Annotated in this window: 25 protein-coding genes and 2 pseudogenes; 8 read left to right on the top strand and 19 right to left on the bottom strand. The window is 47.5% G+C overall.

The window, feature by feature from the left end:
• The 8 genes and pseudogenes from BLP79_RS08565 to BLP79_RS08540 all read left to right on the top strand — a co-directional run.
• Nucleotides 1-1,134 (top strand): cobalamin-independent methionine synthase II family protein, encoded by a 1,134-nt coding sequence (locus BLP79_RS08565; RefSeq protein ID WP_090218119.1) that lies wholly within the window; start codon nucleotides 1-3, stop codon nucleotides 1,132-1,134.
• Nucleotides 1,131-1,823: an alpha/beta fold hydrolase gene (locus tag BLP79_RS08560; protein ID WP_090218118.1), complete on the top strand. Its 693-nt coding sequence runs from the start codon at nucleotides 1,131-1,133 to the stop codon at nucleotides 1,821-1,823. Before BLP79_RS08565 ends, BLP79_RS08560 begins: the two co-directional genes overlap by 4 nt.
• A 1-nt stretch (nucleotide 1,824) precedes the next feature.
• Nucleotides 1,825-2,520: an RraA family protein gene (locus BLP79_RS08555; RefSeq protein ID WP_090218116.1), complete on the top strand. Its 696-nt coding sequence runs from the start codon at nucleotides 1,825-1,827 to the stop codon at nucleotides 2,518-2,520.
• 529 nt (nucleotides 2,521-3,049) lie between these two features.
• Nucleotides 3,050-8,917, top strand: a complete 5,868-nt coding sequence (locus BLP79_RS08550; protein ID WP_090218115.1) for a hypothetical protein — start codon at nucleotides 3,050-3,052, stop codon at nucleotides 8,915-8,917.
• A gap of 69 nt (nucleotides 8,918-8,986) precedes the next feature.
• Nucleotides 8,987-10,840 (top strand): class I SAM-dependent methyltransferase, encoded by a 1,854-nt coding sequence (locus BLP79_RS08545; protein ID WP_090218113.1) that lies wholly within the window; start codon nucleotides 8,987-8,989, stop codon nucleotides 10,838-10,840.
• A 91-nt stretch (nucleotides 10,841-10,931) separates the two neighbouring features.
• Nucleotides 10,932-11,027: pseudogene (locus BLP79_RS20210) on the top strand (transposase); the annotation flags it as partial.
• 93 nt (nucleotides 11,028-11,120) lie between these two features.
• Complete coding sequence (locus BLP79_RS20150; protein ID WP_269799314.1) at nucleotides 11,121-11,243, top strand: hypothetical protein; 123 nt, start codon at nucleotides 11,121-11,123, stop codon at nucleotides 11,241-11,243.
• An 84-nt stretch (nucleotides 11,244-11,327) separates the two neighbouring features.
• Nucleotides 11,328-11,478 (top strand): annotated as a pseudogene (locus BLP79_RS08540) (IS3 family transposase); the annotation flags it as partial.
• A 116-nt stretch (nucleotides 11,479-11,594) separates the two neighbouring features.
• On the opposite strand, the gene BLP79_RS08535 reads toward BLP79_RS08540, so the two are convergent.
• The 19 genes from BLP79_RS08535 to BLP79_RS08445 all read right to left on the bottom strand — a co-directional run bounded on the left by BLP79_RS08535 (nucleotide 11,595) and on the right by BLP79_RS08445 (nucleotide 26,520).
• A complete protein-coding gene (locus tag BLP79_RS08535) occupies nucleotides 11,595-12,620 on the bottom strand; it encodes an EscU/YscU/HrcU family type III secretion system export apparatus switch protein (protein ID WP_157843976.1) in 1,026 nt (341 codons plus the stop codon).
• Complete coding sequence (locus BLP79_RS08530; protein WP_090218107.1) at nucleotides 12,610-13,407, bottom strand: EscT/YscT/HrcT family type III secretion system export apparatus protein; 798 nt, start codon at nucleotides 13,405-13,407, stop codon at nucleotides 12,610-12,612. The genes BLP79_RS08535 and BLP79_RS08530 overlap by 11 nt, the downstream gene beginning before the upstream one ends.
• 5 nt (nucleotides 13,408-13,412) lie before the next feature.
• Complete coding sequence (gene sctS, locus BLP79_RS08525; protein ID WP_157843975.1) at nucleotides 13,413-13,679, bottom strand: type III secretion system export apparatus subunit SctS; 267 nt, start codon at nucleotides 13,677-13,679, stop codon at nucleotides 13,413-13,415.
• 7 nt (nucleotides 13,680-13,686) lie between these two features.
• On the bottom strand, nucleotides 13,687-14,340 hold the full coding sequence (gene sctR, locus BLP79_RS08520; RefSeq protein WP_090218104.1) for a type III secretion system export apparatus subunit SctR: 654 nt from the start codon (nucleotides 14,338-14,340) through the stop codon (nucleotides 13,687-13,689).
• A 1-nt stretch (nucleotide 14,341) separates the two neighbouring features.
• Nucleotides 14,342-14,650: a FliM/FliN family flagellar motor switch protein gene (locus BLP79_RS08515; RefSeq protein ID WP_090218102.1), complete on the bottom strand. Its 309-nt coding sequence runs from the start codon at nucleotides 14,648-14,650 to the stop codon at nucleotides 14,342-14,344.
• Complete coding sequence (locus BLP79_RS08510) at nucleotides 14,643-15,389, bottom strand: hypothetical protein (protein WP_090218101.1); 747 nt, start codon at nucleotides 15,387-15,389, stop codon at nucleotides 14,643-14,645. The genes BLP79_RS08515 and BLP79_RS08510 overlap by 8 nt, the downstream gene beginning before the upstream one ends.
• A complete protein-coding gene (locus tag BLP79_RS08505; protein ID WP_090218099.1) occupies nucleotides 15,389-15,874 on the bottom strand; it encodes a hypothetical protein in 486 nt (161 codons plus the stop codon). The genes BLP79_RS08510 and BLP79_RS08505 overlap by 1 nt, the downstream gene beginning before the upstream one ends.
• Complete coding sequence (locus tag BLP79_RS08500; protein ID WP_269799313.1) at nucleotides 15,867-17,165, bottom strand: FliI/YscN family ATPase; 1,299 nt, start codon at nucleotides 17,163-17,165, stop codon at nucleotides 15,867-15,869. The genes BLP79_RS08505 and BLP79_RS08500 overlap by 8 nt, the downstream gene beginning before the upstream one ends.
• Entirely contained in the window at nucleotides 17,155-17,760 is a 606-nt protein-coding gene (locus BLP79_RS08495) for an HrpE/YscL family type III secretion apparatus protein (protein WP_090218097.1), read from the bottom strand. Before BLP79_RS08495 ends, BLP79_RS08500 begins: the two co-directional genes overlap by 11 nt.
• Complete coding sequence (locus tag BLP79_RS08490; protein ID WP_090218095.1) at nucleotides 17,753-18,376, bottom strand: hypothetical protein; 624 nt, start codon at nucleotides 18,374-18,376, stop codon at nucleotides 17,753-17,755. The genes BLP79_RS08495 and BLP79_RS08490 overlap by 8 nt, the downstream gene beginning before the upstream one ends.
• Before the next feature lies 1 nt (nucleotide 18,377).
• Nucleotides 18,378-19,133, bottom strand: coding sequence for a type III secretion system inner membrane ring lipoprotein SctJ (gene sctJ, locus BLP79_RS08485; protein WP_139163187.1), 756 nt, complete (start codon nucleotides 19,131-19,133; stop codon nucleotides 18,378-18,380).
• Nucleotides 19,134-19,152: 19 nt separating this feature from the next.
• Nucleotides 19,153-19,539: a hypothetical protein gene (locus BLP79_RS08480; protein WP_090218092.1), complete on the bottom strand. Its 387-nt coding sequence runs from the start codon at nucleotides 19,537-19,539 to the stop codon at nucleotides 19,153-19,155.
• Nucleotides 19,540-19,550: 11 nt separating this feature from the next.
• Nucleotides 19,551-19,949: a hypothetical protein gene (locus tag BLP79_RS08475; RefSeq protein ID WP_090218090.1), complete on the bottom strand. Its 399-nt coding sequence runs from the start codon at nucleotides 19,947-19,949 to the stop codon at nucleotides 19,551-19,553.
• Nucleotides 19,946-21,052: a hypothetical protein gene (locus tag BLP79_RS08470; protein ID WP_090218088.1), complete on the bottom strand. Its 1,107-nt coding sequence runs from the start codon at nucleotides 21,050-21,052 to the stop codon at nucleotides 19,946-19,948. The genes BLP79_RS08475 and BLP79_RS08470 overlap by 4 nt, the downstream gene beginning before the upstream one ends.
• Nucleotides 21,053-21,056: 4 nt before the next feature.
• Complete coding sequence (locus BLP79_RS08465; protein ID WP_090218086.1) at nucleotides 21,057-21,314, bottom strand: hypothetical protein; 258 nt, start codon at nucleotides 21,312-21,314, stop codon at nucleotides 21,057-21,059.
• Between the two features lie 515 nt (nucleotides 21,315-21,829).
• Nucleotides 21,830-23,896, bottom strand: a complete 2,067-nt coding sequence (locus BLP79_RS08460) for a flagellar biosynthesis protein FlhA (RefSeq protein WP_090218084.1) — start codon at nucleotides 23,894-23,896, stop codon at nucleotides 21,830-21,832.
• 14 nt (nucleotides 23,897-23,910) lie between these two features.
• Nucleotides 23,911-24,525 (bottom strand): hypothetical protein, encoded by a 615-nt coding sequence (locus BLP79_RS08455; protein WP_090218082.1) that lies wholly within the window; start codon nucleotides 24,523-24,525, stop codon nucleotides 23,911-23,913.
• Entirely contained in the window at nucleotides 24,525-25,865 is a 1,341-nt protein-coding gene (locus BLP79_RS08450; RefSeq protein ID WP_090218080.1) for a type II and III secretion system protein family protein, read from the bottom strand. Before BLP79_RS08450 ends, BLP79_RS08455 begins: the two co-directional genes overlap by 1 nt.
• Nucleotides 25,866-25,890: 25 nt before the next feature.
• Nucleotides 25,891-26,520: a hypothetical protein gene (locus BLP79_RS08445; protein WP_090218078.1), complete on the bottom strand. Its 630-nt coding sequence runs from the start codon at nucleotides 26,518-26,520 to the stop codon at nucleotides 25,891-25,893.
• Nucleotides 26,521-26,763 lie beyond the last annotated feature (243 nt).

Below are 26,763 nucleotides of genomic sequence, written 5' to 3'. Positions count from 1 at the left end.
ATGACAAAAATCAAGACAACCCATGTGGGCTCTCTGCCCCGCACGCAGGACGTGGTGGATTTCATTTTTGCGCGCGAGAATGCGCAGCCCTATGACATGGGCGCCTCTGACAGCTGCATGACAGCTGCGGTTGCAGCAACCGTCCGCAAACAGGCCGAGGTTGGCGTAGACATTATCAGCGACGGCGAGACTTCAAAAATCTCATACGCGACCTACGTCAAAGACCGCTATACAGGGTTTTCCGGTGATAGCCCGCGCAATGCGCCCGCGGATTTGAAGATGTTTCCAAGCTTCCTGAAACGTCTGGCTGACGGCGGCGGCACCCCGCAATATGCCCGCCCCATGTGCACGGGCGAGGTGCGCTCCAAAGGGCAAGATGATCTGAACAAGGACATCAACAATCTGAAATCCGCCATGGCGGATCAGGGTCTGGAGCATGGTTTTATGAATGCGGCCTCACCAGGGGTGGTTTCGCTCTTCCTTCAAAACGACTTCTACCCAACGCGCGATGCTTATCTGGCCGCATTGGCGGATGCGATGAAGGAAGAATATGAAACCATCGTTGACGCAGGTCTGGATTTGCAACTGGATTGTCCTGATCTGGCTTTGTCTCGACATATGTTGTTCAACGATTTGTCGGAAGCCGAGTTCTTGAAGATTGCCGATATGCACGTTGAGGCGCTGAACCATGCGCTGCAAAATGTACCGGCTGAAAAAGTGCGCGTGCATATCTGCTGGGGCAACTACGAAGGCCCGCATTGCTGCGACATTCCAATGGACAGCGTGTTTACGACATTGATGAATACGAAGGCACAGTACCTGCTGTTTGAGACTTCAAACCCACGCCACGCGCATGAATGGACAGTGTTCCGGGATCGCAAAAGCCAAATCCCCGACGACAAGATACTGGTGCCCGGAGTTGTCGACACTACTACTAATTTTGTTGAGCACCCCGATCTGGTCGCACAGCGCATTGAACGCTTTTCAGGAATTGTCGGCGCAGACCGCGTGGTCGCGGGCAGTGATTGTGGTTTTGGCACGTTTGCCGGTTTTGGCGCGGTTGACCCAGACATCGCTTATGCCAAGCTGAAATCCCTGTCAGAGGGCGCAGCCCTAGCCTCCAAACGCCTATGATGCCCCTCCTTCTGTTGCCGGGCATGATGTGTGACGCACGGCTGTTTTCCCCCCAGATCGCCTCGTTGTCGGGGCGTGTGCCTCTTGTGTCCTATCCGCTGGTTGGGCACGACAGTGTTGCAGGGCTGGCAGCGCAGATCCTAGCCACCGCACCGCCGCAGTTCGCCCTCGCAGGTTTGTCGATGGGGGGAATAGTGGCCATGGAGATACTGCGGCAAGCGCCTGAGCGCGTAGAAAAACTGGCCCTGCTCGATACCAACCCATTGGCTGAAAAGGAAGAGATCAAAGCCCGTCGCGACCCACAGATGCAAGCCGCGCGAAACGGTGATCTACGCCGTGTTATGCGTGATGAGATGAAGCCCAACTATCTGGCAGAGGGCCCCAATATGGGAAGCATTCTGGATCTGTGTATGGCTATGGCAATGGATCTGGGCCCTAAAGTTTTCTTGTCCCAGTCGATCGCTTTGCGAGACCGGCCAGATCAATGCGACACCCTGCGCGCCTTTGAACGCCCCGCGCTTGTCCTCTGCGGGCGCGACGACACGCTGTGCCCGATCGAACGTCATCACTTGATGCATGATCTTCTGCCCAATAGCACATTGCATATTATTGACGGCGCAGGCCATTTGCCGACGCTTGAACAACCGGAACAAATAACCGCCGCGCTGCTGCGCTGGCTTGAGAGCTGACATGACCCCATCCTTGATGAAACTGCTTCAATCTGTCGATACCCCCACTGTCTGCAATGCTATCGAAGTGGCGCAGGGCAAACGCGGGTTCAATGATTTCACCCGTGGCACCATGCTGTGTTCTGCCCCTGATGAAGGGGCGATCGTTGGCTATGCACGCACCGCAAAAATTGCTGCGGTTCATGCGCCAACTGAACCTGCTGATGTTATCAAGGCGCGGCGCATGTCCTATTATAAACACATGGCAGAAGGCCCGCGCCCGGCAGTGACTGTGATCGAAGATCTCGATTTTCCGGATTGCATCGGTGCGTTTTGGGGTGAGATCAATACAACCATTCATAAGGGATTTGGGATCTCTGGAACCCTGACCAATGGTGTGATGCGCGATTTGGGAGATGTCCCTGAGGGCTATCCGGTGATTGCAGGCTCGATCGGTCCAAGCCACGGATTTGTACATGTAAAAGAAATTGGCACAGCGGTTGAAATCTTTGGCATGACAGTTCGGGATGGCGACCTTGTGCATGCTGACCAACATGGTGCCATTGTGGTGCCTGATGATGTGATCCCAGCGTTAGAAGCCGCCATCACAAAACTATTAGACACAGAAAGCATCATTTTAGATGTCGCTCGGGAAGAGGGCTTTGACTTTGCAAGCTTCGAAAAGGCCTGGGGCAAGTTTGAACAAGCGCGCACATGACAGACCGATTGATATCTGGTCGTGGAGGATCCTGATTAGCATCGGGTTCCGTTGCCCCAGATCGCCCGGTTTTCTGAACAAAAGCCTAGAGTGTACAACGATCCATGCGACGGCCACATGGATCGTAAATCCCATATGACTTTTTTGAATAGAGGTCTTGTGGCATCACGCTGCGACAACATTAGGGAAAGTAACTAGGACATGAGTGCAGTCGATAAAATTGTGCTGTGATCAAGGCTGACACGGTGTTCGACGATCTTGGTCTCAAGGTTGCAACGGCCGACGCCGTAACGGCAATACCAGCAGGCAGATCAGCGCCTTGACCTCACCAATGAGATGACGCGGCTTGAAATCAATCATGACTGTCGCTCTCACGACAGATCAAGTTCCAAAGTGCCCTCATGCAGTAATCTATGCAACAGAGCCTTAGAAACTACTTATAAACAAAATTTATCTGAATTTTCGACAAACTCGATCTAATTTTTCTAGTGTTATTCCTTTTACATTTCTCACCCTTGAGGCAGCTTTTATGGACGCGACACAGAATATTGCAAGATCCGATAGTCGAACATCTTCAGTGGGCAGCGCCGTGGATTCTCCAAATCCAAGTACCGCGCCTCGTCTTTCGCTGGAATTGCCAGCGGCACCGCTTCCTCCATCCGCCGATCTCGCTCCTGTGACGTATCAACAGCTTCAAGCTGAAGCCGCTGCTGCTGATCAGGCTCAGGGTCAAACGCAAAGTTTGTCGCCTTTGCCTCAGCAGGCTCAAGATGTTCAAAATGCTGTTCAGGCTGAAACCGCGGAACTTCAACCGCTTGATGAAACTGAAGCGCAGGAAGAGATTGTTTCTGAAAGCGATGCAGGTGAGCAAGAGACCGTCAGTGAACCAACGAATAACACACCTGCTGGCCTATCCGTTGCCGAACGGCGCACGCAGCTTGAAAAAGCGATTAAGGGTGCCAACCCAAACGTTTTTGAAGGGGCCCAAAAAACAACATCCGAGTTGCGATCTGTTTTTGAGGGCACTGCTGCGAGCCAAAAATCAGAAGTGCCTGCGACACCGCTGCATTCTGTGACTGATCGGCGCACAACGTTTCAGGATGCTGGTCCTTCAAACAATGAAAATGTTCTCCGGGAACCGCAAAAAACAGCGTCGGAATTGAAGTCGGTTTTTGAAGCTGGCGATGGAGCAACCGGCGCGAAAAGTGAGGATGCGTCTGCCAGTGCCAGCGTGCCAGAAAGACGTGTGCGTTTTCAGGATAATGTGCAAACAAACGGTGGTGCTGTGGTGCAAGAGCAGCAAAAACCTGTTTCAGAATTGCACAGTGTGTTTTCACGACAAGACCAAACACGCCCGGCATCCGTTGAAAGTACCACCCCAGCCGTGAGAGATGAAGCTGCGCAGGCGGCGCCAACTAATGAGGCTCAGGCCACACGGGCTGAGCCCTCACAAGCGGCCCCGACAGATGAGATCCGGCCAGCTGGCAATCAAGCGGTGCAAACGCAAACGGCAGAAGATACTGAGCCAGAGACAGATACATCTGAAATACAGCCTCAATCGGGTTTGCGTCGCAGCCCTAGTTATACAGAACGTCTAAATGTAGCAAAGTCTGATGAGGGCTCGGCTGAATTGCCGGCGAGTAAGACACGCGCTCCAGATGAGATGACCAAGCCGCTTGTAAAAGATGCAGATATCGCGCCGATGTCGTTACCTGTCCAAAAGGCGGCGGATAAGTTAGATTCTGTTATCGTGTGGGCGCGTCCCGACGATACGCATCAATATCATATGAAGCAGGGTCGTCCCGCTGCAGACACCCGTATCATTAGTGCTGCGGAATCGACTGCTGGGCCAACGAAGGCTTTGTTTCTGACTGACCCTACTTTGGGCTCTGGAACCGTTCCGATTGAACAGCAGAAAGCCAACATTGGTGCATCAACCGGCGAAGGAGCCGGGACGGTACAGGTACAGATTGATCTGGAGCGGCTGACAGATCTTGAAAAAGAGTCTGAGATTAAATTGGCGCAAGGAAGTTCTCTTAAGGTGGAAGAGAATGTTGAGAAACCGCCGATCACCTTTACAGCAACTTACCCCAATCGCAAAGACGATGTTACGTTTGTTGCTAAGCATGATCAAAACACGGGCCAATATCGTCTGTACGAGAAGGCGACTGAAGCATCGCTTTTGCGTGATGACAAACCGATCATGGCATTGACCAATATTCCCGGTGATTATCAGGCGCTTTCTCATAAAGACGCAGCATTTTCTGGGCCTGGTTTGTTATCGGCCTCTCCTCACAGTGATCACATGAAAACGGATGAGAGTGGCCGACAGGAAATTTCGCTACAAAATGCAAAAGGTGAGCAAGAAAGCTTTAGCCTTGAACGCCCACGACCATTTGTGACACGCCATGCTGGACCGGCGACTGTCACGACTCTTGAAACAGAGGCTCGGGATGCACGTACAGCACATGCAGAACACTTGGGCAGTACGACAGTTGGGACGCCTGCGCAGAAAAATCTGACAGAATTTGAAGTCCATGTAGGGCAAACTTTATCTAAAGCTGCAGAACAGATTTCCGAAGACGGAAATGAGTTAGGGTTCAAGGCTTTTGTTCCTGATGGGCAAATGGATAGTGCGAATGAAGCCAGTAAAACGGCGTATTTTCCCATTGCGGCAACTATCCCGTCCGATCGTGTCGCTGCATTTGCCGGTGAATTTGTGCCGCAGGTTTCAGAAAATGGTGCCTATTTGCTTGAAATTCCAGATTTGGAGGCGCTCAAACGATTTGATGCAGCTGCCAAAGAAGCTGGTTTTGAGACCAATATGATCAACCCTGCTTGGTTGAATGCAGCAGGTGAAGCGGTCGCTACCAAAAATGATGATATCTTGGTTGATGTTGCGCCCGCTGACCTTGGCATGGATACAAATGATGTCACCATGCAGCATATTGAACGGCTTGATCTTGCATTGGCGCGTGTGGATGGCGCGATCCGACAGAACGATTTTGTTCGAAAACCTGAGGCGGATTTGCCCGTGGTTGTGGATGGTATCGACACCGAACCAGGTGAACGTACCTTTCGCGACGAAAAGATTTCTGAACTTACCAAGAATGCCGAAGATCTTGAACGTGCTCTACCTGCACTTGAGACTGTGGCACGTGCTGCGTTACACGCTTCTAAAAATACGGATATTGGCACAGCGATGTTGGGAAAGCTGGACCGCATACACGCCATTCTCACGGATGTGGTATTGGACAAGATGCTGTCGTCAGAAGTTCCCAAGATGCGTGAAGTTGGTCAAAAAATTGATGCGCAGATAGCCACCTATGAGAAAGAGATACGTGCCAATATGCGGGATGTCAGCGAAGATATCACGCAAATGCAGGACAAAGGGTATACTCTTGCCACCGAAGGCAAGACAAACCAGCGTGCGCGTCGTGCCGCCCAGGCAAATCTGCGTAACAACGAGCCCCTGCAGCAAACCGAAGGGCGTAAATCGACGCAACAAAAAGCAATGCGGCTTAGAAATCTGGCGACTGGTTTCCTCAACTTTGAACAGGGTCAGCACAAGCCAGTGCTGACCGTTGAGCTAATTCGCGAAACAGATGCGACTGAACAAAAACGCAGCCGGTTACGAGGATTGAAAAATCGGATGAAACCGAACATTCAGTTTGGCCAACAGGGTGTGAAGACCCGGCAGCCAACACAAGCGGAGCTTGGCCAGCTGCTCAAGGATCAGCTGGTGGAACTGGGGTTCAAAGCAGAGGCTGAAGAGATTCCCGATGACGGGGTACTGACGTCTGTTTCGGATGCACAAGATCTCCTAACTCGCATCGAAAAGCTGGGCAAAAACCTGTTGGGTGCGGGTGTTGCTGCTGCAGGGTTGAGCACTGCTGTAGATGATAAGAAAAAGAAAGAAACCGAAGAGCTAGATCAGAAAAAGCAATATCAGGCAGCTCATGCCGCAATGGAGATTTTAGGTCTTGCACGTTATGGAAAACTGTTGCGTGCATCTGACAAACAGGTCCGTGATCTTGTTCAGGCCAAATTGCCTCAGACCGAAATAAAAGCGATTTTACAGAAGGCGATCGAGCACAAAGTTGCGCCAGATTTGTTGCCGGCAGACACTAAATTGGACGATATGTCCAAACATAAGGCTGAGGAGATTTTGAAACAGCTGGTTGTCAATATGACTGACAAGATGCTGGAAGACAAAACCTTGGGTGTGAAGGTCGATGAACTTGAATTGAAGAAGGATTATACCACGCAAAAACGGGGTAAGGTGCTTTGGCATCGTCGCATTAAAGCTCAGCAAGCTAAGCAGGAAGAGACACCTGCGCAGACTGCACAGCGTCAAGAGAACCGTGCGATCCTTGCTTTGCAAAAACTGGGCTCCCGTATGAAAACGGTAGAGCGCAATGCAAAAATTCGTGCTCCTCAAAATGATGCGGAAAAACTGCAAAAGCTCTCTGAGCAGATTGATCAACAGGTACAAAAGGGTCTGAATATCCCGTTCAAGCGCTGGCCGGCGGATCTTCAGCAACGCGCACGTGATATCATTCCTGCTGCGCTGATACCTGACACTGAAATTGGTGGGTTCTTTGATAGAAACGTCCCACGTGACGGGGATACGGGGGCACTCCGTGAACAATCGGAGTGGCCTGAAACATTGAAGCAATTTGTTGCTCAAACAAATGTATCGGCTGATGATTTGCAGACTTTGCTCCAAGATGTCGCTGTTGAAGAGAAAGATGGAGAGATCCAACCTCGCAGTAAGAACATACCGCGTGAGGAATGGCCGCGTGAACTTCGTGTAGCTGCGGATAAAGCGATGCCAATTCCTGGGGCAGCTACAAAAGCGCGCATTGGACTGCGGGCCGCATATAACGCCACGTTTAAGCCAGTGGATTCTGATGCACGCGTTCGTGGTCTTGTTCAAGGCGCTGCGGGCAATGTCGCGAATAGTTCAGCGCTCACCGGTCAAACCGTAAATGTTGTTGCCACCAATCTGGGCCAGAACGCTGATACTTCGTCACTGACATATGCACGTCGTGGTGCCCAACTCGCAGGTGCTGGACCTGCTGCTGCGACGCGCAATTTCAACGTGGCTGAAAAGTATCAAAATGCTGGTCTTGAAGTTCGCAACGTTGCGCAAGCCGAAGCGCGGGATAAAGCCACAGATCTTGAACGGGAATATCAAAACATCGAAGGTACCGTGGCTAAAGAGCGTTCGAAAGTTATGCATTTTTTGAGCGAACGCTTGCTGGACAAGGCAGAAGGGCGAGCCAAGGAAAAAGTGTCTAAGACCATGGCACCTATCAACAATGTTGTAGGCAATGTTGGCGCAATACAAGGCGTTCAACTCGCAATCCGCGGGGTTATAAGAACCAGCAACAATCAGCAGGCCACAGCAGGCATTCTTGAAGATCTGAATGCGGCCCGCCAAGCGTTTGCTGAATCAGGTGCAGGAGCGTTGGTGAATCAAGCTATTCCTGGTGCATTGGGGACGGTATCAGCCTTGGCATCTACTCTCCAGCTCGTTCAGGATGCCCATACGCTTTACAAGACCACGGAATATCGCAACCAAATGCAGGACGGGTATGAGAAAGCTGCAGATCTGGTCGCTCCTGACGAAAAGATGCCGGAGTCTGTAGAGAATGCCAAATACGCTGCGTCGCAAACTTTGGATCGTAAAAAACAAGTCTATGATGGTGTTTCGACTCTTTTGGATACTATTCGGGATGTCTCCGCTACAGTTGGGTTTGTAAGCACAGCGGCTACACCCGGTGGGGCGCCTGCTGCCTTTGTAACGACTATTCTGGCCTACAACGTGGTGAGCGGTACAAACAGTTTGATTAAAACCGGGCTTGAGGCCAATCGCCAACACAGTAAGGACCAGGTCCGTCATGCGCTGCAAAACTATATGAGTGAAAATATCACAGACAAGCAGATGACCCGGTTGCAGAACAAATATAACCTGCCTCCCAACAGCGAACCTGAGAAACAGAAAGAAGCTGTTGTGAAGATGATTATTCAGCGCGAACCTGCATTGGTGGTGGATCAGTTGCTGCAAGATCTCAGGGCTGAAATTCCGCGTGCAACTGCACAGCAAATTAAGGATCGTGTTGAAGCGCAGGAAGAATTGGCAAAATTGCAAGCAAAGCCAGAGAAAACCGCAGAGGACACCGCAAAGATCAAGGAACATGAAACGACCCTACTGGTGGATGCAGGGCGCTGGTTGGGCAAGCCGGTTGCGACCTTCTTGAAAGACGCACTTGGTGTTCCTGCTGAGCATCTCATGGCCATTGTCGATGCCAAGCAAACAAAGGACATGGATAAACACAGCGTTGAATTGCTGATGAGCCAGATTTCGAAACGCATCAAAGCCACAAACTAAATTCTCGGATCCCCCGCCAATTTTGATCTGGCGGGGGCGACTTGACGGTCAAAAATAAGATGAGTGGTCATGACCAAATCAACCCAAGCCGACACTTATACGGATCAAGACCTTATTGAGTTGTGCAACGCAGGTCATTTCGATGAGGTCAAGCGTATTGCTCAATCACATGAGGTCGATCATGAACGAGCCTTTGTGCATCTTATTCTCGGCTATTCTCATGCGGCGACAAATGACCTGAATGCCGCGATTGTATCATATGAAACTGCTGTACATATTCAGCCCGATTATGTTGATGCTTTGAACAATCTTGGTCTCCTGCTTATTGATGTAGGGCGTCCGGCTGATGCGGTTTTAAAGTTTCATCAGGCGCTACAGTATAAGCAGAGTGAGGACATCCTATTTGCGAATATGGCAGTTGCGCTTTGCGCGGTTGAAGAGACGGATGGTTTGGGTGAAGCCAGCGGTTCTTTGGCCCGCCTTATGCAGCAATCTTCTTTGTTTCGTCCTGCTGATGTCAGTTTTGCAGTAGCAAAGATCGCGAAACAGTCTCAAGTTCTGCAACGCTATATTCGAGCTATAAAATCAGGATTTGGTCTGAATTTAGAAGAGGTTTTGCAGGATCTCGGAACAGAAGAGCTGCTGCTAAATTTCATGAAGATCTGCCCTATTCCGGATCTGGAGATTGAAGCGTTGTTGCGGCAGTTGCGCATGCAGTTGTTATTCTCTGATATTCCAAATGCTCTGTCTGAAGTGATGTTTCGCACGGTTGAAGCTATCGCGCTGCAATGTGATGTAAATGAATATGTTTACTTTGAAACGCCCGAAGAGACAGCCCGGCTGACTGAACTTGTAGCAACGATCGATGAAGTGGGAAGTTGTTCAACTTGGCAACTTCATATCTGCGCAAGTTACCGTTCATTGCACTCCCTTGGTTGGGGATCTGAGATTGCTGTGCAGCATGCCGACTGTGAGGTGGTGAAACGGCATGTCCTGCATTTTGAGCACGAGCAGCGCTTATTGCAAGATATACCCTTTACTGGCGAGTTGGAGAATGAAGTTTCCCAAAAAGTTTCAGCGCAGTATGAAGAGAACCCCTACCCTCGTTGGATCAGTACCTATCTACAACCCAACGCATTAACTTTGCCACAAGTCTTTTCCAATCTGGCTATACAAGTACCTTATCTGAATGTGCGGGATGGATCTGCGTTGAAGGTTCTTATCGCAGGGTGCGGCACCGGTCAGCAATCGATCAGCGCTGCGAAAAAATATGCAAACAGTCAGATCACAGCAATAGATATAAGCCGACGCAGTCTTGGCTACGCTATGCGTAAAACAGAAGAATTTGGCATTGATACGATTACTTACAGACATGCAGATATTTTGGATCTCACCAATTTTGAAGAGAGATTTGATGTAATTGAATGTGTTGGTGTTCTGCATCATATGGAAAATCCAGCGCTTGGATGGTCTGTCTTGCGGGAGCTTTTGGTTGAAAATGGACTTATGCGGATTGGGTTATACAGCCGCACTGCACGGTCGGCGATTCATCAAGCCTGGGATAAGATTGAGGGCCAGCGCAAGAACTATAGTAACACGGAGATCGTAAAGTATCGCGACGATCTTGCACGGAGCGAAACGCTGCATGCAAAAGAACTATTTTCTTTCTTAGATGCATATTCCACAAGCGAACTTCGTGATCTTATCTTCAATGTTCACGAACATAATTTCTCTATAGATGAGATCCAATCCATTCTTACTCGATTGAAGCTGGAATTTTGCGGTTTCGAAATTCAAAAAGACACAGTGAAGAGTGATTTTATAAATAGAAATAATAACTTGGAATCTTGGAAGGCATTCGAGGCAGAGAACCCCAATACTTTTTCCGCAATGTATCAATTCTGGTGCCAGGCAAAATCTTAGCAACAGTGTTTCTCGTGGGTGTGTGTGTTTCCCCGAAAATTTAGGGGTGTCTGAAGGTAGAATTTTCTCGAAGATGGAAGAGGAAATTCTGATGAAGAAATCGAAATACAGCGACGCGCAGATTATGGGAATCCTGAAGCAGGCAGAAGGGGGCGTACCGGTTGCCAATCTGGGCCAAGAGCATGGGACGATTGTCTGAGATCAGTCCCTATTAGGTTCCAATAGGGGCCATTTGATAAGAGAGAGTTCTTGGTTCATCGCAACCACTGAGGAGTGGACGATGAGAAAGATAACCAAGAATTCTGGCGAGAAAATCATCAAAGACACAAAGCGGGCGACCCGCAAGCCGCATTCTTCGGGAGAGAAGATGGGGCGCGTCTTGGATGGTTTGTTGGGTGGTTAAGACAGTATTGCTCTGAGCTTTGCGGTCGTGAGGGCGTTTCCTACAAATGCTGAAAAGACTTCATGGAAGCTGACAAGCGGCGTTTATACAGATCACGGTAGTCAGTGTTGTTCTCGTAACTATCAGAAGCTTCTGCGCGAGCATTGCTTCCGGGTATCGACGAGTGGAGCAAGGGATTGCTACAGTAACAACGCGATGGAAACGTGCTTCAAAACCATCAAGGTTGAGCTGCTGGGGCAACGGTTCTGAAATCCATGATGTAGGCCGAGGTTGGAAGAGTCCTTTGGCGTTCGAAAAAGTCGCTCAAGTGAGCAACCGAAGTCGCATCAAATCGCGAGGCGGTCATGTTGTTTATCTCCGACGCTTTTTCTCAAGCGCAAATAGAATACGGGCCATACCCTTTGCGACAGTCGTGTCAGTTATGTATTTTCCGATTTTGGCCACTCGATAAAAATCATGTGCTACCGACGGCAAGTTCACACATTCCGCGCCATGTGATTTAAATTTTTGGACCAGTTTAAGGATGCCCTTCCCTTTCACCTTCATAACAACATATGGCGCAGCACCTTCATAATAAATGACTGCCACAAGGTGCGAATTTGAAAAAACCACATGGGTCACTTCGTTCATTGATGGCATTTCGGCATCTTCACGCGCGATTTGTTTGCGGGTTGACTTGATCATTGGATCACCCTCTTGGCCCTTGTGCTCCCTTTTGACTTCGTCCTTGGTCATCTTCATTTGTTTCATGAACATGGCTGTCTGCGCTTTGAAATCCAGAAATGCGAGTACAACCTGCGTTGATAATATAACGGCTACTGTTGTTAATATGATTGGTATTGCGAACTCTATGATGCACCGCTCTCCGCAATAGCTTGCTTGCACCATGTTAGGTATATTTCGCTTTATCATGAAATATAGGATAAGGCCGCATACTATAAAATAACTGAGTGATCGGCCGAAGTTATAGAGAGTGTTTTTTGAGAACATCCCTTTAAGCCCATTGACGGGATTGAATTTCTCAAATTTTGGTTGGAGTGCTTTTGGTGCGAAGTTAAATTTGTTCAAAAGAAGAGTAACAAATGTGACGAGAATAGCTAAAACAATAGTAAGCGCCATCGTATATGTAAAGGGCCCGGGCGCAGCCTCTAGGATGGCAGTTTTATTTTCTTCAAGACTAAGGTGTATGCCATCAAGGGACGCGTCAAATACGTCAGATAAAGCCCGGCTGGTTCCGTTCCACATAGCGTATATGCCCAAGAAACCGGTGATTAATATCAAAGCTTCAAGGATATTTTTTCTAGGAGCAACTTGGCCCTTTTCTCGTGCGTCGTCGAGCTTTTTCTGAGTTGGTTCTTCTGTCTTCTCACCGCTCATAAGATAAAACATCCTCTAAGTGATTGGTTGCATCCATGAACATTTCAACTAAGCGCGGGAACGCAACATCCAAATAAAAAATCAGCAAGATCGCGGCGACTGCAGATTTAATCGGCATGCCAAATGTAAGGGCGCTTAAAGTTGGTGCGGAGCGTGCGATGTAAGCGATCACAATATCAGTTAAAACCATAAAAAAGGAAATTGGTAAAACAAAGGAAACTGCGGAGAAGATTAATACACCCGCGAGATTTATAAATATGGGAGCGGCCCCTATTTGTAGGTCTGGAAGCGTTTCAGCAAGAGGCCAGATTTCAGCACTCGAAAATAGCACAGTGGCGATGATTTTTGTGCCTCCTACAGCAAAGAAAAAACCGCTAAATAGTTGTAACAAGAGCTGTGCAGTTGGCATCGTTTGTACGCCAAAAATTACGTCCATCCCCATCGCTTGTGTGCTACCACGCTGGGTGTCGATGAGAACACCCGCCAATTCCAAGCTACGGACCGGCAGCCACATCAATACCCCTAGCAGTAACCCAAGTAAGATTTCTTTAAATATTAATGCTACAAATACCTGAGCTTTCTCCGGATCAGTTTGGAATTCAATATAAACTTTAGGCGCGAGCAAAAAGCTTAGGGACAGAATGACACCAAGTCTAACCGTGCGCGTCATCGCTGATTTTCCGAAGAACGGAGATAAATACAAAAAGGCTTGGATTCTTGCGACAATCAAAACAACAGACATTAAAAGCAAAGTCAGGTCGTCGATGTTTTGAAATGCAGTAAGCACGTTTTTTAACCCGGAAACCCGATGCGGAACAGAATTTGATCATAAAAACGCATTAATTCTGCCGACATCCATGAGCTTGTTAGAGCGATCATCGCAATAACCGTCACAAGTTTCGCTGCAAAGCCAAGAGTCTGCTCCTGTAGTTGGATCATTGTCTGCAATAGCGCCACTATAAGGCCGACTGCAGTGGCCGCGGCAATGATTGGCATTGAAAGATAAAAGACGAGCAAGATCGCACTTTTACCAAGATATAGGACTTCACTTGGTGGCATTTTTTCCTCATGCATAACTTAGGATTAGGCCATGCAACAGACGCGCCCATCCATCTACGGAGACAAATAGAAGAATTTTCAAAGGCAAGGATACTAGCATGGGGGGGACCATCATCGCACCCATTGCAAGAAGCACGTTTGATACAACCATATCAATCACGACGAATGGCAAGAACATCATAAATGCGATCTGAAATGCGCGAGTTAGCTCAGATGTTACATGCGCGGGAAGTAGAATAAAGATGTTTTCGCGGTGAATAGAATCGTGCAGGTTTTCTGGCCAAATTTTCCGCGCAGCGTCCATAAAAAAACTAACTTCGTCCTCATCGGCAAACTTCTTCATGTATTCGACAAATCCATTTGAGATCACCTCAAACGTAGCAACGGTAGTTTCCCAATCACGCAATACGAGCTCGCGACTGGATAGTTCAGAGAAAATTCCCTCTAGAACTGGGACAATGATAAATATTGTTAGTGTTAGTGTAATTGAATTGAGAACCAAACCAGAGGGAGCTTGTTGCACGCCCATGGCGTTTCTCAAAAGCATTAGAACGATTGAAATTTTCGTAAATGCGGTGGCCATCACAGTGAAGAAAGGTAAAAAACCTAACGCAGAAACAGCCAGAATAGTTGGTAGAAAGGAGGGGAGATCGTCAAGCACGTCATTCTCCGGACGGCCATTGTTCGACCTGGACACCTATGCGATGACCTATCTGAATAAGGCGTCCTGTACCGTATTTTTTCCCATTTACCTTGATTTCTACTTCTCCATTTAAATCTATATTACTGTCAAGGAAATATCCTTGGGTGACCCGTGCGAATTCCATCATCGAAACTTCTTCAGCGGCCAGGGTAAAGGTAAATTGTACCGGTAGATTTAACATTTCCTCGGGTACAGGTGCTGGCGAGGGTGTTTCCGCTTCCTCATATTCCTGTTCGCCTTCGTATGTTTCTAGATACTCTTCAGTCATCGATCATGGGCTCATCTGTTAATGGGTGAAACTGTCCATCTTGGTTCAAGACGCCTGCTACGCTTTCGCCATAGGCAAGCAATTGAGATGCAATAGTATCTGGATGGGCATTTGGCAGAAAGACAATATCGCCAGCTTCTAGACTCGTTAGTGTGTCGGACTGGAAGTTTAGTGATGCTAATTCAATTTTAGCATTCACAGGTAAAGACCAACAAAGCTCTTGAGAGGGTAGCTCTGTGGGGATGCTATACCTTTCGAATACATCGACTTGACACATCAATATAGACATTTCCCCCGATCCGGTTGCACCACTATGATGCAGATAAAAGCTGAGGGAATCTTCTTTGTGCTCTTGAAGGGCAATAGGTGAAAATTCAAACCTTACATTTTGTGCTACTGCCCAATCTTCCTGTGCGACACGATGCGCCAATGCCAAGCAGCTCCATTTTCCAGTTGCCGCTATGTTCGGTTCTTCGCGCCATCCCGGCAATATTGCATCACATAATATTTCCAAACAGGTTTGGTCCAACGATATTTCAAATGATCCAATGTCGCAGTCTAATCTGAATGTGATTGCCATTTCCGGCAATGCCAGGCCTGCGCGGGGTATAAAGTATGCGGGTTCTGCGGACGTATCGGGGGATATGGAAAATGGGATTTCGCCTGAAAACCTTAATAGGTTGTTGAAAAGAGTGCTGTTCGCCTGATCAATACTCTTTAGGGTGGAGACATCAATCATCAGAAAAATCCGTTGGAAGATGGTGAGAATGAATCCATGAATTCATCTTGTTCGGCATCTTGCAGGCGGTTCATTTCTAATCTGCGTTCATTCTCCATCAAGCGATTTAATTCTGTCACCTTGTTTAACTTCGCCTGAGCCTGAACGCGTTTTGCACGTGTCTGGCTCGCTTCCTTTTCCGTGGCTTCCAGTAGCCTTTGAGCAGCTTGATAGCTCGCCGCAAGTTCTTGTGCTTTTTGTTCGGCTTTCTTTAATTGACCTTCTATGCCGGCGATATCGATAGCACGCAGTTCTGTTTCCAAAAGCTCGTTCAACAAATCAATTTCCAATGTCCGAATTTCTTCGGCATATGCGTTCATCGCAGCAAACGCTTCCTGCGTCCTGTTGCGCGCCACAGCACAGGTAATTTGAATTTCCCGTTCTTCTTCCTTCAAGGCATTCAGTTTGCGATCACGTACCGCAATGATGGGTGAGAAATTATGCATGGCCCACCGCCTGAAACAAATCGGCTAGCGTGTTGGTATAAGTACTGTGTTCATCTGTACGTTGACGTAGGAATGCATCCACGGCTGATTTGCGGCTGATCGCTTCATCAGCTTCTGGATCTGAGCCGTGTGCATATTCACCCATGCGGATCAGCAGTTCATTCTCTTTGTATTTCGCCAATACACGACGCAGTTTGAGCATCGCATCTTGTTGAGATCGGTCGGTAATCGCGTTGAATATTCGACTGGCGCTAGCCGCGACATCAATTGCGGGATAGTGCCCAGATGCTGCAAGGTCACGTGACAAAATGATATGCCCATCCAAGAGGGAGCGTGTTTCATCTGCGACGGGCTCGTTCATATCATCACCTTCGACCAAAACGGTGTACAAAGCCGTAATGGATCCGCTTTCCGTGCGACCACCGCGTTCCAGAAGGCCTGGAAGTTTCTCGAAAACCGAGGGTGGGAAGCCGCGTCGTGTTGGCGGCTCGCCCGAACTTAAGCCGATTTGTCGTTGAGCGCGGGCAAAACGTGTCAAACTATCCATCAACAAAAGGACATTCTTGCCTTGATCGCGAAAATACTCGGCGATCGTGGTTGCGGTATATGCTGCTTTCACCTGTTCAATTGCGGGCCTGTCAGACGTAGCGATGACGAGCGCAGATTTCGCCATCCCTTCTGCGCCTAGGCTGTGTTCAACAAATTCACGCACTTCACGTCCACGTTCGCCAATCAGTGCGATCACACAGACATCACAGGCCGCAAATTTGACCAACATGGACATGAGTGTGGATTTACCACCGCCCGCCGATGCAAAGATACCCATACGTTGTCCGACACCACAGGTCAGGCAGGAGTCTATTGCGCGAATGCCCAAAGGAAGTGGTTCGGTAATGACAGGCCGCGTCATTGGATTTGGAGGGGCCCGCATGGCTGGATATTGTTCAGTGATTCCAGTTAAGGGTTTTCCATCAATTGGGTTCCCGACTGCATCAATAACGCGGCCGATCAAGCCTTCGCCAACGCCAATACTGAATTCAGGTTGATGTGAGGTAATGCCGGACCTATGGGAAACACCATCAAGCACACCATATGGTGCCAAAATGGTTTCCTCGCCCGAAAACCCGACGACTTCAGCCATCAAATTCTGATGACCCGGACGTGAGATCGAACAGATTTCTCCGATACTAAAGTTTCCGCGAGCACGTATCTGTGGTCCAGCAGCAAAGCTTACGCGCCCACTTTTTCGAAACATGGCCGTAGCGACGTGCTCAGGTGTCTCATTGGTCAAAATCCATGTCCTCCTGGCTGAGCGCAGCCTGAACAAGTGCTTCTGTTTGCAAAGTGATATTCAGATCAATGATTTCGGATGCAGTGAATATTTTGCACTCTGATTCCAGTAACTGCGGATCGACTTCCACCAAAAAGTTGCCCTGATGCTGTGGAGCCAACAAAGCGCCAAAGGCTTCGCGGATATCAGCGTCTTTTCCAGGGGCGCAGGTCACTGTGATTTCTGCTTCTTTTTTAAGTTCATCAATCACAGGTCCAAGGCTTGCTTTAATAAGCGCGTCTGCATCGACCGCAGTCAGCAGGTTTTGCACAACGCGCTGTAGAATGACCTGAAAGCGTTGCTCTAACTGATTGATAGATATGTTATACGCTTCGCTTGCATCCCACAGCATATTCAACGCTTCGATGTAGGCGTCTACATATGCGTTGCGTTGAGCTTCCAGAATTTGCACCTGCAGATGAGTAATCTTCTCATTACAGATATTCTCAGTTTGCTTGAGGATATCATTTGATGCACGAATCTGATCAATTTGGGCCCGTTTCATTATCGGTGTGTCATCCAACATCACACCTTCAACCACCTCAATCTTAAGCATGATTTTTAGCTAGATTAGGAGAGATTGCGATAGCGATTTCAATCAATGCGCGAAAATTGTCTTTGTCTGTGGCGTCCCAACTGTCCAACGTATCGATCTTTAAGGTCGAGGCAGGAAACCGAGAAGTGAAATGTGATACATAGCTATGTGGAAGTAACCCTAAGAGGCATGCTTTCAAATAGAGTGTGTAATGGTCAAGAGCATCGTTCTCCAATTCTTCAAAAGAGTTCATAGTCGAGATGGAGGGGACCGTCTTATCAAAGCAGTACTTTACGACATCTCTGGAGCCACAATAGTCAGACACTCGTCTTAGATAGTCTCCTCTCAAAGAACTTTTTATCGCTTGTGCTTGAGTCAAAATACAGACAACTTTTGCCATCTGTTCAAGACCAGTCTGGTCTAATCCAAGAAGGAAGATTTCGACACTGTTGGTTATTTCGTCCAGTTCTTCGAGCTCAGGAAGTTGCTGTTTGATAATTTGAGCGATATCGTTTTGGATTTCTGGAACTTCCAGAAACACCTCTAACATATCGTGGGATACTATACCTACCATCTGGGCTATATGTTCGGTCAAAACATATTCCAAAGGGGTTTCATTGTATGGATCAGGTATCACGTCATGCTACCCTTTTACCACGTGTTTTCAATATGAGAATAAATGCTCCCATTCCGCAAACAGTAAGGAAAAGGGCAACGATTGAGCCAAGTAATGCTTTGATCCAGACTTCGCTGTCGGGGTGAACTAAGATGCCGCCAACGTTCACCACCGGTGGATTAGAACTTGCAACATCTGCCATGGTTGAGACAATTACCCCAACTCTGTCATATTCAACTTCGGGATGAGAGAGAGCAACTAACTGCTTGATTTGTGGAACAAACTCACGTGTCATTATGCCTTCTTGGACTTGAAGTAAGACAGATACGCTTGGTGGAATTGGTTCATCAAATGGGCTGTCAGAGCGGTTCTCTCCAATATGGACATCAGCCTTCACCACTCCGGGAATAGAGCTCAGCGAGGCGGATAGTTCTTGTGATCGCGCATAGTTGAAACGCGCCCATTCTTGCATTGGGCTCGCGACAAGGCCATCGTCATTAAAAAGTTCACCGACGGTATTGTACTTCTTATTTGGCAAACCTTTGCTGTTCAAAAGCTCGACGGCTTCACCAAACATGCGTTCTTTGACCATAATCGCGATGCCATCCTTGCCGGTTTTCTTGGTTGCAGGAATACCTGCCATCAGTAAAGCAGCTGTTACCTCGTTGGCCGCAACTTCATCGAGATTTGTATATAATTCGACCTTACAACCCGCGACTGTAAGGAGCAGACACATCAGGAAAAGAGATCTTACCATAGAACGAAAAAGGAGTGACACGTGCGAGAGCACCTTATTTTTATTGAGCAGACAACAACTGTTGAATGCCTTGAGTGGTTTTGCTCACGGCCTTCATCGCCATTTCAAGTTTCGCTTTTTGGGCGTTATCGATGACTTTCTCTCGAACATAATCTCTATTGGAGTTCGTGAGTTCCAAGACCTGACGTTTTACTTTTTCCACCAATGCTTTGTCTTCGGGGAGGTTGAATGTGTTGTCCCATCGTTCAAACTGCGCCTTGACATGATCGGGCACGCTCATCAACGGGCTATCGTCTGCTAAGCCAACTTCAAAACTCTTACGAATTCGGTTTTCATGGCTTTCAATGCTCTCACCGATGCGCTCAAAAACGTCGGAAACACTTTCTTTTTTGGCTGTAGGATTCCCGGATACAGATTCAATTTCCATATCGATTGCCTTTAACCTTCAATGTCTTGCAAGATCGTGCGGACAGCATAATGTGCACTTTCCGATGTAATCGCGTTCGTTGCCAAATAGTGGTTTCCCAGTTGGCGGATACGCGCGGTTTGACCATCGGCCTGAAGAAGCAGTAGGTGAAATGCGAGAGCTTCGTCGCGATTCTTCTCAGCGCTCAACGCTGGGGATGCTTCAAGGAAAGCGATTGCTTCTTTCACCTTTCCGCTGGAAAAAAGGTGAATAGACTGCATGAGGAAGCCTCCTGCATTGTCTGCGCATTCTGTTTGAATAAACTCTAAAGTCTTTTGAACCTTGTCCCCTAATCCATAGACAACCGCGTGCGCGCCAAGCTGGCTTAATACAAAGATATCATCCAGGGATATGTACTTACGATCACTCATTGTAGTTTCAATTCCTCAGTCTTACCGTGTCTACGGACTTCAAGTAGGTTACTATGTTTTATAGTTACGAGTTCCACACCGGGGGCTAGTTCTTGCCCGGCGCGTATTTTCTTCCCATCAGAAAGCGCAACGTAAGGATGTTGACCAGTCCAAACCCCGATCACGTTTTCCAGCATTGCGAGCTGCTGTTCTTTTGCGGCACCTGTGAACTGAACATCTCGTACGCCGGAAACATCGGCCATCAAGGCCATTTTCAAACGCTCTTGCATGCTTTGATCGTCGGCAAGACCTGAGACTTGGATGACCCCGCGATCAATTTTATCGATCGACGCGTCGGCTTTCATGGCATCAACAACAATGCTGGCAGCGCTCATGATTTCTTGGTCAAGAGTTACCTTAAGTTGGGTTCGCGCTTCTGTGCTTCGAGTTAACCGTTCTAAGATTGCCTTTTCTTCCATATTGCGTACATTAAATTCTGCGCGCAAAATGCCATTATCACTTATTATATTTTCTGGTTTAAAGCCACTTGTTTTGAAGGCGTGTTCGAATTGTTTGGAATCTATTTCCGCCCATGAATATGGATCATCAGAAAGTGTTTTTTCGGTGCTAACAGCAGCCGAGAGAGAACTCGCATGAGCTTCCTGTACTGGCATTGCATGCATAAATGTAAATGCGAGGTATCCCAATATTGCTGCGCTTAAACAAACGCCTGCAATTCGTGCATGCTTTAGTGTCTTCATAAAGGAATATTTTGACTTTTCTCCTTCAATGGTCAATTTATCAGAAATCGAGATATATTTATCGCTCGTTAAAAAAATTTCGACAGGGCCGATAATTAAGGAGCCTCTAAAATTCCACTTAGCACGATCATCCCCAACTAATGGACTTATCTTTTTCGATAAAGAAAACCCTCCTGTGCATCCGGTCGCCATTTGTAGAATGACGTCCTGATCACGGCGTTCCAACAGAAAGTGGTAGGGTGCTACGCCATCGTCCATCAGAGTAACATCTACATCAAAACCACTACCAAAGGTCGTCAGATCTTGATCGATAGAGATGATTTGATCATCTCTATCGTGGCGCTTCACAGTCGCGAGTAACATTAGTTTAGGCCATCACATTTGAGGCTTTATTTGTATTTTCTACAATGTTTTCAAATACATTTAGAACTTCCTGAATGGATTGTATCGCAAGCATAAGTCGCTCATCGTCTTCGGAGGGCAAGTTAGGTCCATTGTGGATCCGCTGCAATTGAGACTTTCTCATTTTCAAATAAGCTTCTAACCCATTCACGCCGCCAAGCTTCTCCTCATTGAGAATTTCGACCAGTCCAACATCTTTTCCGTGATATAGTTCTTCGTTCATGGGTATCCCGCAATTTCACTTTTTCAACATTTTATGATTAGAAGGTTTCTAATTCACGCTAGGATTAGTTAACTTTTATGTCAACGACATTTTAATCACTTTTTTACGACGCCCGCGCATGATTGATGCGTGCATAGTATACAATTAAGTCTTTCATCAAGCATTGTATAGAATATAGCACAACTAGATATACGTCATAAGCACCAATTTGCTCATGAGTTTCTGCTCAGTGATTGGCTATTGCTTCCTACGTGATTAATTTTCCGTCAAAAACTCTTACTAAGTTTATAATAGATCTACACGTAGAGAATCAATTTCTGATGAGAGAAATTTGTTTCCCTAACGTCAATGGAAATTACTTTCCCTTAGGTCAACTACATTAACTTCGAATAATTCAATGCAAGATTCTGACCATTTGGAAATTTGAGTGTTGAGATGATTTACGTTTACATCACTTAGGCGTGCTTAATTTTTGTGCAATGATCTGTTGCCTTAAGATTGAGACTTAAAAAATTTCAATCTTGATGGCTTTCCGGCATAATAAATGCTGTCGGGTAAACTACGGTTTGTGGTGACACTTCCTGATAGGCCAAGACTGGTACATAGTGCCCATGTTCATGTAAGACGTTCCTCAACGGCCGACGAATGTCTTGTTGAGTCAGGATAACGGGATCTGTACCACGCTTGAAAGAATCCCCGTAGAGAGACTTCACTTGCTTGGAGATTGATTTTGATATCTCACTATCGACGATCAAATAGGTTTCGTCTCCAGAGTTTCGAAAGCCCTCACGTATGAAACTCTCCAGAGTCGGAGCGATAACGACAGCAGGAAGGAAGCCATTGGGGGCAAACCGGTTCGTAATGAAATCACCAATGGACACGCGCACATGCTGCAGAACTTGCTGTGGATCCGGTTTTTTGGGCCCCCATTGAAGGATCGCTTCGAAAATACGGTCCTGGCTCGTGATAGGAATACGTTCCTGAACAAATATCTTTATGACTGCGCTGATTTGATTCACAGACAGATTATCTTTGAGATCAGCGACAAGCGCGGGGTTCGCTTTGCTAAAATCATTCAAGATCTTCGTTGTGGCCTCAAACCCAACAAGCATATCAAGATTCACCGAAACGGACCGTTTTACCTCCATGAAAAAGATTTCGAGGTAATCCCAATGCTTTATGCGCTCTTCGCGAATTCGACCAGCTTCTTCGGCGGATATAAGAACACCCTCCTCAAAACCGAAATGCTTTTTATAGGGTATACCCAGCGCATCAATATAAGACACATTTGCCCGCACAAAGACGACGCTTGTATCCAATTCGATTGTGGAGACTTCATCATTGTTTATGATGATTTTGGCGGCGGTTTCAGAAAAGTTGTCGACTTCAAATGCCCAAACCCCCATTGGGATACCAAAATCGCGCTCAAGTGAGTCGCGGACATTATAGAGCATCTCGGTAAAACGAGTGGCCTCATCCTCAAAGACACAAACAGGTAGGCGTATTCTGAGAGTAGGATTCGTTCCACTTCGACTTTTGATGTCATCACAAAGCTGTTTGTTCTGAGTTAGCGCACTCGACCAACTATGGGCGTTCAGGTCGAATTCTCGCTGTTTTTTCCTTTGGTTCCAATACACACCCCCAGCCATTCCAATGCCTACAGCCATGAATATGAATGTTGGGAAACCTGGGATTAGCCCGAAGGCGGCGATAACAAAGCCAGCAATAATAACCGTGCGGCTGTTCTCGGTGACCTGTTCCGCAATCTCTGTGCCAAGATCCACACCTTTTGGGTTTGTGACGCGAGTGACCAAGGTGCCTGCTGAAACGGAGATTAGCAAAGCAGGAATCTGAGCGACCAAACCATCGCCGATGGTCAGGATAGAATACAGCCCAAGAGCTTCACTGAAGGAATATCCCAATTGGAACATCCCAATTGAAACGCCGCCGATAAGGTTGATGGCTGTAATGATTAAACTCGCCATGGCGTCGCCTTTGACGAATTTCATAGCGCCGTCCATAGCGCCAAATAGTTTTGCCTCACGCTCGACCAGTTCGCGTGCCACTTTCGCGTCGACTTGATCCAGATTGCCAGCGCGGACATCTGCATCAACACTCATTTGCTTGCCTGGCATACCGTCAAGAGTGAAGCGAGCGCCAACTTCAGCGACACGGTCTGCGCCTTTAGTGATGACCATGAATTGCACAACGGTGATGATCATAAAGATCACCAAGCCCACGACGAGATTTCCGCCGACTACGACATTGCCGAACGTTTCGACGACTTGCCCGGCATCGCCTTCAATAAGAATCAAGCGTGTTGTCGAGATCGAGATTGCGAGTCGGAAAAGAGTGGTAACCAGCAAAAGTGATGGGAATGTCGAGAATTGTACTGGATTATGAAGCTGTAGTGACATGAGCATGATCATAATAGACATGCTCACATTTAAAGTGATCATCACGTCCATCAGGATCGGCGGCAATGGAAGAATGATCATGATCAAAATCGTTGCAAAAACGATGATCAGCAACAGATCCCGCTGGGTCGCGAGTCTATTCAGAAAACCGACAATAGCGGACACACAAGCCCCCTCACTTAGTTATTTTCCAGACCATCCCGGTCCAAGTTGATTGGAGCTGCTTGATTTGGACCCGCTGAGGGTCCGCGTATTACGCCCGTCTTTGCCCGCTCTGAATTTTCTGCCGCCTCGATCGCATTCCCAACGGTGTCCAGATATTTCGTTGGTCCAAGTGCCAAGAAGGTACGGCTGCGCTCGTCATAGCGATGAGAAAACTTATCTTGAAATATCCCAAGCGCCTTAAGCATTCGTATCGTTTCCGAGCCGCTAAAATCTGATAAGGAATAAATGCGTGTTTCAACATCAGTCTGTGGCGAAATATTGAGCTGAGCGCCGTCAAAGTACCAAACAAAATCAAATTCATTAGCTAAGAAATCGAGAAATTCGATGCGCGATAAAGGGGTCGTCAAGCCCCCCTCAAGGTCTCCTGAGATTCCCTCTTCAACAGCTAGGCCTATGCGTAGGTTACGTGTGTAGAAGTCTAAAATTGTATCCAGAGAAGATCTCTGAGTTGTAAATGGGTAGGGCGTCTCATCAATTGGCGACTCCAAATTTGTTTGCGCCCATGCCCAGCTTTCAACGACACAAAAGGAAGCGAAAATGGTTAAAAGCAGATTTTTCAGTTTATTCATCAGTACTTAAATCCAGCCACTCCGGTGGGAATTCCCGACAGCCAGGCGCCTTTACCGGGCTGTGTTGTCGGGTTTGAAAGGATATATTTGAGGTTATCCACATGCGTATCGATGCGCTCGCGAATATTCAGCTTGGGATCATCAGTGAGATGAGCAGTCACAATAACTACAATCTCTTCTTGTTGTGACTGTGTATTGTCGGTTCCGAATAGGCTGTTTACAACCCGGGACACACGACTCTCCTTCGCTGATCTTAGATCTGCAGATGAGGAATTACGTGACAGACCAGCGATAACAAATGACTGTTTGTCCAGCAGATCAACCTTTGTGCTAAATTCGCGCGTGTTTAAATTTGGAAAACTATCTCCAGAAATCTCTGAGGTGTTTTCCTGAATGGTTGAAAGAGTACTATCAATAGAAAGGCGTAGCTTGTTACCCGCGACAAAGTCTGGTGTAAAGGTCAGCTCTGTTCCAATGAATCTAAAGTCTACTCCGAAAGTTGGAGTGTCATCGTTCTGAACTTCATTGATGAATTGTGGAATAGGAATCTGCGACCCCACCGCGAAACGCGCGGGTTCTCTCGTGACGGTGGTCAAAACAGTCTCTTGAACCAAGGTCGCGATGTTTTCATCCACCAAGAGGTCAACGGTTGCGTTGATCTGGCTCGATCCGCTGCCCTGATCGGTTAGATTCAGTTGACCGCGATTGCTCGTCTCTAGGAACAAACCGTTTGTCGCGAATGTTGCATCCCAGTCCACGCCGAAATCTTCAATTTTTGAGCGGCTTACCTCAAGAACACGCACGCCGATACGCACTTTGTTTGAGCCGGTAACGCTGAGTTCATCAATAACAAGAGTGTCTGGTTGGGCGGCTTGAATGGTTTCAATCGCACGTTGACGTACCTGATCGCTCGAGACAGCACCTGAGACATATAAACTGCCTGTGGAAGAAGAGATTGAAATATCCTCACCAGGAAATCTCTGCCCCAGTGTTCGGCGCATTTCTGACAGGCTGTGAATAATTCGTATCACATACGTAGTGCGTTCTCCGCCACCAAGACCTGTCGCGATTAACGTGGTCCGCCCGGGTGTTTTCCCAAAAAGAAACACCTCATTCCCCGGAGAGATTGTGGCATCAGCGATGGCAGGATCAGCCACAAAAACCGTTCCAATATCATTGGCAGAGGGGAGCAATATGCCCTCGCCAACTTCAATAACGAGAGTCGACTGAGTATATCCTGGCTTCACAGTTACCAATGCAAAGCTAAGCACGATACAACAAAGGCATAGGAAGCGAAAAATATACCTGGTAACTGGCGCGGTATGGTTTGTTTTTATCATTGATATCTGCTCAGACCGATTAGGTTTAATTTTCGGGAATGCCTGATATCTGGTCTGCCATCAGCTTCGTGTGAGCGTCACCAGACCTGTTCCAGAAATTGCCCGACAAGATATCAATAACACGATCAGCTGGGTCCTTGGCAACCATAGTAGAGACTTCTTCGATGCTCATCTGACCACTTTTAATCATAAGATCATCGTGTTTCTTTGTAACTTTTTGCAGATCGACCTTAGAGGAGACCGCCTCCACTTTGTTTTCGTCGATTGCACCAGCAACATTTGCCTGCTTTTCGGGTTCGTTACTATCCTCTGCTTGGGTCGGCCGCTTGGCGTTGACCTTCTCGGTCTCAATTGCACCCTGATTGGGTTGATCATTCGGCTGACGTTTTTGTGTTAACAGAGTCGCCGCTTCTGTAACCTCATCGGTATTGTTTTGAGCGTCTGCAAGCTGCTGAGTATACATATCATCGGGTTTGGGGCCCGAGTTTATGGCTTGCGTAAATGGGGAAGGTCCACCAGGCGTTTGTGGAGGTGGCTGATTTTTCGGCGCAGCTTGATGGTTGTTCTTGACGCGCGGTTTGACAGGTTGTTCGTCATTAACACGGCCAATTCCCGAAAACGGTGTAGAACCGGCGGTATTGATTCTATCTGCCATGTTACAGCCCCTCCCCGTTATGAAATAAATTTATACCACAGGTATACTCATGTAGATCATAAGAACTTCTTCTACTCATATAATTTTTTTTTACTACTTTTGCGCAGGTGGCTCGTCTGACATGAAGGTGAATGTGAAACTAATGCAGCCTACACTTAAGTATTTGATATTAAAAAAATTACGACCTACCTGCGCCTCGCAGTCGGCACCTTCTCGCTGAAACTACGGTCGAGTCAAAAAAAA

It is taken from the genome of Epibacterium ulvae, assembly GCF_900102795.1.
GTDB classification, from domain to species: domain Bacteria; phylum Pseudomonadota; class Alphaproteobacteria; order Rhodobacterales; family Rhodobacteraceae; genus Epibacterium; species Epibacterium ulvae.
Note: the sequence above shows the minus strand (reverse complement) of the source record. Positions and strands in the feature narration are given on the sequence as shown.